The sequence below is a fragment of the Bacteroidia bacterium genome, assembly GCA_019695265.1.
Lineage (GTDB): Bacteria > Bacteroidota > Bacteroidia > JAIBAJ01 > JAIBAJ01 > JAIBAJ01.
In genome coordinates, this window is sequence record JAIBAJ010000014.1 from 36,247 (window position 1) to 48,926 (window position 12,680).

The window sequence follows — 12,680 nt, forward strand, 5'->3', positions numbered from 1 at the left end:
GCCCTTCTGTTTTTCATGTCACACTACGCCATCGAAATATCCTCGCTCGAAAAAATTTATCCGGAGTCGGAAATACCTGCAGTGTATGGCCTAACGCTTCAAATTAAGCCCGGTGAGATATTTGGGCTTTTGGGTCCGAATGGTGCAGGAAAAACCACCACTTTTTCCATCCTTTGCGGGTTGTTGGATTTTAATCATGGACTCGTGAAAGTGGGAGGTTACGATGTAAGGAAGAACATGAAAGAAGTAAAAAAGATTATTGGTGTAGTACCACAAGATTTGGCTTTATTTCCGACTTTAACTGCCTATGAAAACCTTGAGTTTTTTGGTAATTTTTATGGTTTGAGCGGGAAAAAACTTGACAAAACAATTCGAGAAAATCTTGAAAAATTTGGATTAAGCTCTGCGGGGTCCAAACAAGTCAACAGTTTTTCAGGAGGGATGAAACGCAGGCTTAATTTAATTGCAGGAATTCTTCATCATCCGGCTATTTTATTTTTGGATGAACCAACGGCAGCGGTTGATGTACAATCAAGAAGTTCGATTATGCATGAATTAAGGGAAATGAACAGGAGGGGAACCACCATAGTTTATACAAGCCATTTAATGGATGAGGCTCAGCAATTTTGCAGTAAGGTGGGTATTATTGATCATGGCAAACTGGTTGAACAAGGTCATCCGGATGAGTTACTCAACCGATATCCTGCTTGTGGAAGTTTAGAGGAAGTATTTTTAAAAATAACAGGAAAAAGACTTAGAGATTAGTGTTACGGCTATCAGCATATATCAAGAAGGAGTTTCTAATTTTATTAAGGGACAAAGGTGGCATGGCCGTATTATTCTTCATGCCGGTTGCCCTTATTATTATTATGTCGCTAATTCAAGATGCTCCATTTCGGGAATATCAAGAAATAAAAATTCCAATATTAGTATTGGACCAGGACAAGGATAGTTTAAGCAAGGATATCATTAAAGGATTAACAGAATCCAACATTTTCAAAATTGACACCTTGTTAGAGGAAAAGAGTTTGACGGAGCAGGAGGTTTTGAAAGCAGTTAATACAGGCAAATATCAATTAGGAATTTGTATACCCAAAGGATGCACCAAGGTTTTGAGAGAAAGAGTAAATGGTAAAGTACAAGAAACATTGCAGGCATTTGGTTTGTTGGAGAAATCGGAAAGTGTCAACACTGCCAAACCAACCATTGAATTCAAAGTATTCATCGATCCGGCAGCAAAAAAATCGTTTCGCACTTCGGTATTAAGCAGTATGGAAAAATTTGTTTCGGACATTCAACTTAAAGAATTTATTAAGGCATTTGGCTCTTCGTTAAGTGCGGTAGCCCCACAAAAAGAAAAACTGGATTTTGACACCAATTCAGGCATTCAATTTCAACAGATTGTTGCATCAAGCAATAAAAACCTACCTGATTTTACCACCAATTCGGTGCAACATAATGTTCCTGCCTGGACCTTATTTGCCATGTTTTTTATAGTAATTCCAATGGCAGGAAATATGATTAAGGAAAGGGATTTAGGGAGTGAGATACGATTGTTGGTATTGCCTGGATCCTTATACATTCCACTGTTTGGACGCATCATTACCTATTCCATCATTTGTCAAATTCAGTTATGGGTAATGCTAGGAGTAGGTATATGGATTTTACCTTTATTTGGATTACCTAAATTAGTAATTGGAAATAAGTTCTTATTGATTGGCCTTGCAGGTTTTTTAAGTGCATTTTCGGCAACAGCTTTTGGGGTAATGGTAGGAAGTATTTTTAAAACCCTTCAACAAGCCATGGTTTTTGGCTCAGTAAGTATTGTGATATTATCTGCCTTAGGTGGAATTTGGATTCCGACCTATGTAATGCCTGAAACCATTCAGTATATTAGTTCGATTTCGCCATTGAATTGGGGGCTTGAATCATTCAATAATATATTCTTACGTGGAATAAACAAAACATCCGGTTTGCCGTGGTTGCAAACCGGATGTTTTGTCATTGCATGTTTTGGAATAATTCGAGTATTTAAACGAACTAATCCTTAACCCAGGTTCCACCGCCAGTTTCACAACTTGATTTTTCCAAGTTGTATGCTGTATTTTGAACCACCATACCGTTAGAGCAGTATGAAGAAGAGGTATAGCCATAGGAATCTTCACAATGCCCACATTTTTTGCAGGATGAAAATCCAATGATGCCGATAGCAAGTAAACCAAAAATTGTAATTCCTTTTTTCATGATGTTAGGTTTTAATGTGTTACAAAAGTAATACTATAAGAGACAAACGCGCCAATTTCCTCGATGTACTGCCAGAAATTCACTTTTATGACTTTTAATAGGTAGTAAGAATTTTCTTTTTTTGGATGTAAATGATATCCATAAACCAATACTTTTGGTCACAAATCATTATTAACCTAAAAACAAAAAAAATGAAAAGATTTTTTTCAATTGTTGCAATTGCTGCCTTTGCAGTAGCATCTATGGCTTCTTGTAAAAAATGTGGTCACTGCGAAATCAGCGGTATTACCGGTCCATCTTATTGCACAAAAGACAGCCAAACTTTGTATGATGCTGCAAAAACATCTTGCACTGCTAACTCAGGAGAATGGGTAACTGAATAATTTCAGCCTAACCTACAAAAAAGCCAGTTTCGATTGAGACTGGCTTTTTTATTGATTTGCTATGGAAGAACAAGGAGCTTAGCAGACGCATACTTTAGAGAAAAGGACCAGAATAAATGTGAAATAAAATGGAACCAACAAATCTCCTGAGCAAAAGAAAAGCATTTAAAAGCCAGTAGGTTTAGGATAATCCGGTGGGATAGTTAAACCATCCTGAACCATGATAATATCTTTGAAAGTTTCAGGAATATAATCTCCTTTATCATAGACAGTTATAGTTTCCTGAATAGGTTTATATCCAATAGCCTTAATTAATATATCATATTTTCCTTGTTGCAGGGCCAAAACGTAGTTACTTTTACGTTTGTTAGGACGAATGGTGGCATAGATTTCAGATTCACCGGCTCTTCTAACTTCAAAGGTAAAAATCACCTCTTTACGCTCTTTAAAAGAGAAATAGTCTACCTCCACTTTAGCTGCATCTTTTGGATCCAATTTAACCTTTGTAATTTTGGTATCCATCCATTTAAAATCCTTTAAATCTTTTGGCAATTTCTCAGCAGGATAGGTTTGCATAGTACCTTTCATGGTACCAACAATTTTAACATCGTACTTATAACCGGCTTCTAAGGGCAGATATTTCTCTTCTTTAAACTTCCAACCTGATTCTTTAGGAGGCAAGTAAGCATCGGTAAATTGCTTATCGCTACCATTTTTAGTATAAACCTGCACTTTAAATCCCTTTGAAATAGCTTTTTCAGCGAAGGCGATTTTACCAATAACAGCAGTAAGTTCAGGGGCAACATCATTGTATGTAACCATATAAACGTCCAAATCACCTTGACCTTCGGGTCTAATTTGTGACAAATACCCATGTCGGCCATTTCTAGGGGCAGAGAAGGTAAAATTATCGTCGGTAGTATTTAGGGGATAACCAAGATTGGTTGGCCTATTCCATCGTTTATTTTTATCATCCCAAGTAGCTTTAAACACATCAAAGCCCCCCATGGAGTTATGTCCTTTTGAACAAAAATACAGGGTTTTACCATCGGCAGACAGGTTAGGGAAATCCTCATCATAAGGGGTATTAATTTGAGGCCCAAGATTTATTGGCTCACCCCAATCACCATTTGGCAGGCGATATGAAATAAAAATATCAGTTCCACCAAATCCTGCTTTATCATCCAAAGGAGTTCTGGAGAAATATAAAATATCTCCTTCTGAATCAGTAGTAGCAGACGTTTCGGTTTCTAAGGTATTAATGGTTGGTCCCAGAGTTTTTGATTTTTGAAAAGATTTACCTTTCTTTTCGGAAACCCAAATATCATCGTAACCCTCCATGTTATCAATTCCAACAAACAGGTATTTTCCATCTGCCGAAAGTCCAACCAATTCTTCAACGAATTCTGTATTAACAAGCGGACCTAGGTTTTTGGCTTTGGCATATTCGCCTTTTTTCACCTCGGAATAGAAAACATCGGCACATTTATAGCCATCAAAATCGATATTTGCACCAACCACGTCATTTCTTTTAGTGGAAAATGCCACATAGTCCTCTTCATCCGGTGCAAAAGGATTGTAATCGGCGAAAGGAGTATTTACTTTAGGACCTAAGTTAGTAAAAGAAACATTAACAGGTGTTTTCATCAACTTTTGTGCATTCTCGCACATTTCAATTTGACGAACTACATCCAGCATTTTAGCAGGTTCTGCTTTGGGGTCTATTTTTGTTTTAAGAAGTTCGAAAGTTTTAATTGCTTCGGCAAGCTTATTATTAACCAAATAGGCTCTACCGAGGTCGTATATTTGATCTTTAGTAGCAGAGGGCTTGAGAGCGACAAACTCCAGATAAGGAATTGCCTTAGATTTATCAAAATTGGTATAAAGGTAACATACCCCGGCTTTATAGTTGTATTCTAAGTTACTTGGGTCTTTTTTAACCAAGGCTTCATATTCTTGTAAGGCTGCCACATAATTACCGAGAGAAAAATTATCCTTCGCTGCCTTATTATCACCATTACCTTGTTTGGGAGGTGGCGCACCCGGACGAGGTGCCAATTGAGACCAAGCCAAATCAATAGAAAGGAAAAAGGAAATGAAAAGAAAAAAAATAGGGATTCTTAATGCCATGAATTTAGTCTAATTTCAGATGCTTAGGTTAAATTAATTTCCTTTATACTTCTTAACTTCCAAATCAAAGAGTGTAGCAGTAATGGTAATATCACCATTTTTAAAGTAGAACACCCCACCCCAATTCCATGTTTTCTTTTCGTACACATTTAATTGGCCTTGGTTATTAACTATCAGGCGATACAATTTAAACTCCTTTTCCTGGATATTTTCTTCTGTAACACCATTTGGGTAAATGGAGGCCAATTGAGAAAGGAATTGTTCTCTTCTTTCTTTTTCAGACAATTTAGAACGTTCCATGTTGATTTTGGCCTCTTCAAATTTCCTCTTACGTTCTTCTTCACTTAATTTATCAGCTTGTTGAGATTTTGCTAAATAAGCAGCGGTAGAGGCTTTTCTTATAGAATCTTGTTTAGCTTGTTCTTTTGCGAATGCCAAACGGGCTTCTGCTTCCTTTTTTCTTTTTTCCTCATCTGCTTTGGCTTTCTGTTCTGCTTCAAGTTTCAGTTTAGCCTCCAATTCTGCTTTTGCTATAGCTTCAGATTCAAGTTTTTGTTTTCTTTCCAGCTCCATTTTCGCTAAAAGATCTGCTTTGGCTTTGGCTACTGCTGCCTCTTTAGCCAATCGTTCCTCTTCTGCAAGTCGCTTAGCTTCTTCATCAGCCTTTTGTTTAGCCAAAAGTGCTGCTTGTTCGGCTTCCTGTTTGGCTTTTCTTTCTGCAACCAAACGCTCACGTTCCATTTGTTCCTCTCTTTGCTTTTGTTCAACTGCTATTTGAATTGCTCTTTCTCTAGCAATTCGTTCTTGTTCATCCTTCAACCTTTTCTCTTCTGCCAATCTTTGTTTTTCTGCTGCAAGCTTTTGAGCTGCTTCTTCTTTTTGTTTAGAGGCTAACAATTTTTCTTCTCTTTCTTTTGCATCACGGGCCGCTTTAGCTTCTGCTGCTAACCGAATAGAAGCTTCTCTTTCCAATCGTTCTTGAGTTTCTTTTGCCTGACGCTCTGCTTCAATTTTGGCCTTTTGTTCAGCAGCAATTTGAGCGGATGCTTGTTTATTTAGCCTCTCCACTTCTTCACTAATTCTTCTTTCTGCTTCAATTTTTTGCTTTTGTTCAGCTAAAGCAATAGCTGCTGCATCTCTTTCTCTTGCCTGTTGAGCTTTCTTTTCCCGCAATGCTGCATCCTTTTCCTTTTCAGCTTCCAGAGCTAAACGCTGAGCCTCAGCTCTTTCACGACGTTCTTGTTCGGCTTTTGCTTCCCTTTGAACTTCCAATCTGGCTTTTTCTGCCGATGCAACTTGTGCTGCACGTTCTTTTTCTATTCTAGCTTTTTCAATTGCCTCTCTGTTTACTTCATCCTTCTTCACCTTTTCGATATACTCAGCTAAGTTAGCTTCTTCCTTTGCCCTTAAATCAGATTCCATCTTGGCCAATTCATTGGATTTACGAATCTCTTCCGCTCTAGCACGTTCCTTAGCTTTTACTTCTTCTTCAGCTTTTAGTTTGGCTTCTTGTTGGGCCAAAGTGGCGGCGGCAATACGTTGTTGTTCTTCTTTGGCTTTTCTATTTGCTTCTTCAACAGCAATTCTTTTTGCCTCTGCACTAGCTAATTCAGAGGTAGACGACTTTGCCTGTTGCAATTTAGCCTCTCTTTCTTGTTCTAACCTTTTAATCTTTTCCTCCTCTTCTCTTATTTTCTTCAATTCTGCTTGCTGTGCATCAATTTCTTGAATCTTCTTTTTATTTCTTTCTTCATTCAACTCAGCCAATTCTGTTTCCAACTTTCCAACTTGTTGAGTTTGTGCTTGCTTAATTTGTGCAGCAATTCTAGCCTCTTCCGCCTTTCTTTCCACTTCAGATGCTTTTAATTGAGCCTGACTAATTCTGCGAATTTCATCCTCTCTGGCTTTGGAATCTTCTTCCAGTTTCTTTAAACTTTTCTTTTGTTCTTCTGCCATTATCAGTTGTTGATCAACTTCTTGTGACGAAATCTGGCTTCGAGTTTTAAATTCTTCTTTTTTCCTTGTATCCTCGGCGATTTCCTTCTCCAGCATTACATTTTTATACTTGTTCTCCAATTGTGTTGCAACAGCAGCATCGGCAGCTGCAAACAAAGAGGTTACATCAATGGTTGAATTTACCTGTCCTGACTTTTCGAGCTTAGCTTTTTGCTGAAGGTAATTTTCGTACATAGCTGCGGCACGCTCTTCTTTGAAATCCGCATTTGGTGGCAAAGTATTGGCAATTTCCCTGATAATTAATGTTTTATTTTCTGCTCCTTTTTTAACTGCAACTTCGAATCGAATTCGCTTTTCCAATTCGACCTTCCTTTGCTCTTCGGCTTTCACTTCTTCAATTTTCTTTTGAGCTTCCTTCATAGCCTGTTGCTTGGCAATACGCTCTTGTTCTTCTTTTGAAACTACAGGCTTTTGCCCAGGCAATTCAGGAATTTTCGGGGTTACATAGTCTCCATTTTCCAAATCTTCCTGAGCTTTGTTGGCAGCACCAAAAAGGGATTGAAAGTCGATACCGGTTCCTGCTGTTCCACCTGAACTTTGCGCCCTTTTTAAATCATTAACATATTGAACATACATTGATTTAGCCTTTTCCTTTTTAAAAGGATCATTCTTTTCAAAAGTGGATTCAAACCCTGCAAGAATGGCATTCGGGTCTCCATTGGCTTCTTTAATTGCCTTAGTAATTTTATCAATTGCTATTTGTTGGGTTTTATTAGACTTTTCAGCCTCTTTTCTTTGGTATTCCTTAACACCTTGAGTATTCTTAAAAGTTGTTCTTGCGTCATCTTCTGCAATGGCTTTTGTTTCAGCCATTTCGGCAGCGGAAAAAAGAGCACCAAAATCTAAATCTGATTTTGCAACACCTCCTTTAGCCAAGGTTTTCTTTGCATATTCTTCAAAGATAGCTTCAGCCTTTACTTGTGCATATGGATCATTTTTGGGGAAAGTTTGCTTTAAAGCTTCAATGGTTAAATCTTTATCACCTCCACCCTTAACAATGGATTCGGCAACTTTTTTATTGAAATCCTCTTTGGCTTTAGCTTTCTTCTCTTCTTCCAATTTGGCTGCCATTTCCAATTTGGTGGTCATTTCGCTTTTAACAGCCAATTGTTGCTGTTTAAAAACCTCTTCTTGAGTTTTGGCTGCAGCTTCCTTTTTGGCTAGAATTTCTTTTTCCTTTTCAATGATTTCTTTATCTTGAGCTTGCTTTAATTGCTCACCCACAATTTTTGCTGCTTGAACAACAGATTTATAATCAATAACCTCATTAGGATTTGAAGCAACTTTGCTTTTTTCAGAAAGGTACTTTTCATACATAGCTTCCGCCTTTTCATCCTGGAAAGTCTGACCTTGAAGCATAGTTTGTTTAAATTGATTCAAAATGGCAGGTTTATCATTTCCGGCAATTTGAAGTGCCTTTTCAATTTTTTCTTCAGCAACTTTTGATTCTGCATCTTGATACTTTTTGGCTTTTTCATTGAGTGCAGCCTTTTCTTCGGCAGCAATCCTGGCCATTTCAAGTTTTTCCAAACGTTCTCTTTCTTTTCGTTCTTCCTCTTCTTGTTCCTCTTTAGTATAATCCAATTCATAATCAAAAGAGGACTTCTTAATATGATAAAAGACATTGGCCACCGGTCTAACAAACTTTTTTCCATCCTTATCAGGAATCATATCGACAATAAATTCGAATTTAGAAACAGAATCCAATTTGGATTCTTTTATTTCTGTATCAAACCGTACTTTCTTAGTTGTATATCCGCCTTTAGAGCATTCAATAAGATATACTGTATTGTAGCGCAATTTAAATTTAAACTTGGCATTATTTGGAGTTACCATTTGTTCTTGTTGAACATAGGTCCCATTTTTAGCGGTATCTACATACAATGTAACAAGACAACCTTTCAAACCGGCCGACATCTCATTGGAACTACCATTGATTTCCAAATAGCCCTTATATTGGGCAAATGAACTGAAACTCAGTATAAGAAACAAAAAAGTAAAAACTCTTTTGATACCGGTAGGGGAAATAAAGTAAACTTTTTCTAGCACTGCCTCACAAAATTAAAATGCAGCACTAAAATACAATTTGTTGGGAAATAAAAAATGGAATTATTTCTTAATACTTAAAATTTTCACTTCAAGTCGACGATTCATCCTTCTACCCTCGGGATTGTCGCTTCCATCGGGGTTCTGGTTAGCAGCAATTGGAGTACTTTTACCATAACCTTTAGGTACCAATCGTTTTCCTTTTATCCCCTTTGAAACTAAATAATCATAAACACCTTGAGCACGAGCTTTGGATAGTTTTAAATTATACTCTATTGAACCTCTAGAATCGGTGTGACCGCTTAATTCAATTGTAACACTTGGATTATTCAAAAGAAATTTGTAAAGTCGTTCCAAGGCATCATAATAATCTTTTCCAAGATTGGCTATATCGAAGTCGAAGAAAAAGACATCACTCAACACCATTTTATCTCCAACTTTAATGTTGGCAATATCCGCTTCAAATAAATCGGTACGATATCCTTTTTCTTTCAAATTTTTCAACCTTTCAACTTCTGCCTCTAATTTACGAATATCCTCCATTAGGGCCAATTCGGACTGTTCTTTTGCCAGGTCTTTGAATTCCGATTTGGTGTATGCTGAAACTTGCGAAGGCGTACTGGAAATTTGAGCTTTAAATCGTTTGCGTGCAATGGCGTCAGAATCCGGTTCTAAAGTAAAATCCTTATCTTCAATTAAAGGAATATAGGAACTTTTATCAAATGCCTCAACTACTTCTGAATATGGTTTATACAACTCTGATTCAATATAAACACAATATGTATGTCCGGCAGGTAATACACTCAAATAATGGCCGGTACCTTTATTGGCACGATACAAACCGATTAATTCATTCGTTTCGTCATCCGTGATATACATTTGAATTGGAACAACCGGTTGACCTGCTTTTAAGGTATCCACCATATTAGTAATATACCCAGCCATTATGGTGTAATCAGGTTCTACATCATTAAAAGTGATACGATAAATATCCAAATCTCCAAAACCTTCGGGCCTTAAGGCCGAAACATAACCATATCGACCACTTTTGGAGAAATAAATTGAATATTCATCCCCAACAGTATTAATTGGATAGCCCAAATTAGAAGGAGAACCCCAAGTTTCTGTAACTGGATTCCAAACTGATTTAAATACATCCAAACCACCCATGTTGGTATGACCTTCAGAAGAAAAAAACAAGGTTTTTCCATCACCTGATATATGGGGGTGAGTTTCATTGTATTTAGTATTAACATTCGGACCTAAATCAATTGGTATACCCCACAATCCGTTAGGCAGCCTTCTGGACATAAAAATATCCGTATTGTAACCACCAATTCCACCTTTGGCAATTCTGGTAAAAAACAACCAATCACCATCTGCTGAAATAGAACCGGATGATTCAACCTCTTCTGAATTTACATTTGAGCCAGGGTTATAGGGCTCTTCAAAAGCTCTACCTTTCCTTTTGGAAATCATGATATCATCATACCCATCAAAATTATCTATAAAAAGCACCAAATTTTCTCCATCAGGAGATAAACCAACTGCCTCTTCAACCCACTCTGTGTTAATAGATGATCCGGCATTCCTACCTTCCGTAAACCTTCCTCTTTTTTCTCTTGCCCTGTAAACATCATTCATCTTAAATCCATCGTAATCATTCTCAAGTCCAAGATTATCAGGCCTTTTTGTATTGTAAATCAGGAAAGACTCATTTTCGGGGACCATAGGATCAAAATCCGGATAAGGAGAGTTGATAGAACTACCCAAATTCTCAAAATTACAATCTATAGGGTTCTTTCTAAACTCTTTAGCGTTAATACACATCTCAATCCATCTAGATGGCTTTGGACCGTTTACTTCGGTATCACCTTCTTCAGCCTTGGCTTTATCAAAAGCACGAATAGCATCATCTAATCGATCTGCATACATATACGCCCTCCCTAAGTGATAAAAGGCATCTTTTGGATGTTTTGTTTGCTCTGCAACAAACTCCAAATAACTTACTGCCTTAACCTTGTCAATATTTGTTTGAAGGTAGCACAATCCAATGTAGTAATTATAATCTACATTTTTAGGATCGTTGACTAGCATTAAAAGGTAATCTTCAAGTGCAGATTTAAAATTCTCATTAAAGAAATTCTCCTTTGCAATTGATGTCTTAGGCTTGTAAGGTTTCTCCTTACTTTTCAACTTTCCTCCTGTGTTCAGACTATCTTGGGCGTTAGAAAAAGTAAATGAAAAAGCGAATACAAAGGCAAGCCCCAATATTCGATAATTCACAACCTTAACTAGTACATTCATAACACTTATTTCTGAAAATTTTACGAACTGCAATGCTACATTTTTTATTCGACAAATCCGAGTTATTTTAAACCTATAAATAAGATTGTCTTTTTATCTAAATATTTTTATTTCTATCCGACGATTCAATTGTCTGTTTTCAGGATTATCAGTACCATTTGGATTGGAATTGGGGGCTATGGGCTGAGTTTCTCCATATCCAACGGCCCTTAACCTTTTTCCATTTATCCCTTTGGCAGACAAATGCTCCATTACTGCGGCGGCACGATCTTTACTTAAACTTAAGTTGTACTCATCATTACCTTTAGAATCAGTATGACCCCCAATTTCAATATTCAAATCAGGGTGCATGACAAGGTAATTATACAATTTATTTAATTCAGGGAAAGACTCCCTTTTTAAGAAAGACTTATCGTAGTCAAAATAAATATTCTTCAAAATTACCTTTTTGTTTTCTCTCAACTGAGAAAAATCATCATCATCCACATAGGTTTGTTCCACCTTTACTTCAGGAGCATCTTCTTGCATAATCAGACTCTTGATAGTAGCATTTCTTTGATTAGCCTCTTGAAGCCTTGCCTTTTGAAACTCCAATTCTTTTGCTAAAAACTCTACTTTATCTGCCAATTCCTTCATCTCTTCTCTCAACAATCGATTATCGTTTTCAAGTTCTCCAATTCTTTTCTTCTGCGTTGCAATTGTCTTTTGCATCTCCCCACTTTCATACTGTACTTTTAATTCATACTGCTCTTTCTCCTTCTTTTCTTGATCTGCTTTCAATTTTGCTTTTAAGGCCAATTGATTTTGAACTTTGGCAATAGAATCAGCCACTAACTTCTCTTTTTGAGCTCTTTTCGCTTCCTCCTTCGCCAAAGCCAACTTTTGTCTTTCTTCTTCCGCTTTAGCTTGCGCAGCTTTTCTCTCTTCAGCTATTTGAGCGGATCTTGCTTCTTGCTCTTCTTTCAATTTAGCAGCTTGAGCTCTTTGTTGTTCCTCTTTTAATTTAGCCTCGTTCTCTAATTTAACTCGTTGTTCTTCCTTAATTCTTAAATCTTCCAAAGCTTTTCTTTTTGCTTCTTCAATTGCTTTTTTCTTTTGAATTTCATCTGCCTCCAATTTTGCTTGTTTAAAGGCGGCCTCTTTTTCTTTCAGAACAGCCAAAGCTGCCTGTTCTTCTGATTGGTTAGCTTTAATTTCTTGTTCTAATTTCGTTAAAGCATCAGAAATGCTTTCTCCTTCTTTTATTCCAAGTTTAGCTCTTTTTAAGGTATTTTCAGCTTCCAATTGAGCCTTTTTTGTTTCTATGGCTTTTAACTCAGCGGCTTCTTTAGCTTTTTGAGCTGCCAATAATTTTGTTTTGGCTGCTGCTGCTGCTTTAATTTCAGCTTCCTTCTTGGCTTTAAGCTCTGCAGATTCCTTAGCATTAGCTACTTGCTGATTTGCTGATTGAGCTGCCTTTTGGGCTTGGGCGGCTTCTTTTGCCTTTTTACTTGCAAGTACTTGAGCTTCATCTGCTTGCAATTTCAAACGTTCATACTCTGAGTTTGCCAGGGC

8 protein-coding genes are annotated in these 12,680 nt (G+C 37.2%); 3 read left to right on the forward strand and 5 right to left on the reverse strand.

The features are described from left to right. Positions 1-15 precede the first annotated feature (15 nt). Together K1X82_03990 and K1X82_03995 are read left to right on the forward strand one after the other, a co-directional pair. Positions 16-765, forward strand: coding sequence for an ABC transporter ATP-binding protein (locus K1X82_03990; protein MBX7181252.1), 750 nt, complete (start codon positions 16-18; stop codon positions 763-765). Further along, positions 765-2,051 (forward strand): ABC transporter permease, encoded by a 1,287-nt coding sequence (locus tag K1X82_03995; GenBank protein ID MBX7181253.1) that lies wholly within the window; start codon positions 765-767, stop codon positions 2,049-2,051. The genes K1X82_03990 and K1X82_03995 overlap by 1 nt, the downstream gene beginning before the upstream one ends. Here the strand turns inward: K1X82_03995 and K1X82_04000 are convergent. Next, a complete protein-coding gene (locus K1X82_04000) occupies positions 2,041-2,244 on the reverse strand; it encodes a hypothetical protein (GenBank protein MBX7181254.1) in 204 nt (67 codons plus the stop codon). The two genes, K1X82_03995 and K1X82_04000, sit on opposite strands and share 11 nt — an antisense overlap. A 191-nt stretch (positions 2,245-2,435) precedes the next feature. On the opposite strand from K1X82_04000, the gene K1X82_04005 reads away from it, so the two are divergent. After that, on the forward strand, positions 2,436-2,627 hold the full coding sequence (locus K1X82_04005) for a hypothetical protein (protein MBX7181255.1): 192 nt from the start codon (positions 2,436-2,438) through the stop codon (positions 2,625-2,627). 165 nt (positions 2,628-2,792) lie between these two features. Here K1X82_04005 and K1X82_04010 read toward each other — a convergent pair whose 3' ends face one another. From K1X82_04010 to K1X82_04025, 4 genes are all read right to left on the reverse strand, one after another. After that, positions 2,793-4,757: a hypothetical protein gene (locus K1X82_04010; protein MBX7181256.1), complete on the reverse strand. Its 1,965-nt coding sequence runs from the start codon at positions 4,755-4,757 to the stop codon at positions 2,793-2,795. 33 nt (positions 4,758-4,790) lie between these two features. Next, the gene (locus tag K1X82_04015) at positions 4,791-8,822 is read right to left on the reverse strand and encodes a hypothetical protein (protein MBX7181257.1); all 4,032 of its coding nucleotides are present in this window, start codon (positions 8,820-8,822) and stop codon (positions 4,791-4,793) included. 60 nt (positions 8,823-8,882) lie between these two features. Next, positions 8,883-11,126, reverse strand: a complete 2,244-nt coding sequence (locus K1X82_04020) for an OmpA family protein (GenBank protein MBX7181258.1) — start codon at positions 11,124-11,126, stop codon at positions 8,883-8,885. A 93-nt stretch (positions 11,127-11,219) separates the two neighbouring features. Next, on the reverse strand, positions 11,220-12,680 hold a 1,461-nt coding region (locus K1X82_04025), incomplete at its 5' end, for an OmpA family protein (protein ID MBX7181259.1).

Excerpts from the sequence above, each read along its gene's own strand:
- K1X82_03990 (MBX7181252.1), top strand. The coding sequence starts at position 16 with ATGTCACACTACGCCATCGAAATATCCTCGCTCGAAAAAATTTATCCG.
- K1X82_04000 (MBX7181254.1), bottom strand. The coding sequence starts at position 2,244 with ATGAAAAAAGGAATTACAATTTTTGGTTTACTTGCTATCGGCATCATT.
- K1X82_04005 (MBX7181255.1), top strand. The coding sequence starts at position 2,436 with ATGAAAAGATTTTTTTCAATTGTTGCAATTGCTGCCTTTGCAGTAGCA.
- K1X82_04010 (MBX7181256.1), bottom strand. The coding sequence starts at position 4,757 with ATGGCATTAAGAATCCCTATTTTTTTTCTTTTCATTTCCTTTTTCCTT.
- K1X82_04020 (MBX7181258.1), bottom strand. The coding sequence starts at position 11,126 with ATGAATGTACTAGTTAAGGTTGTGAATTATCGAATATTGGGGCTTGCC.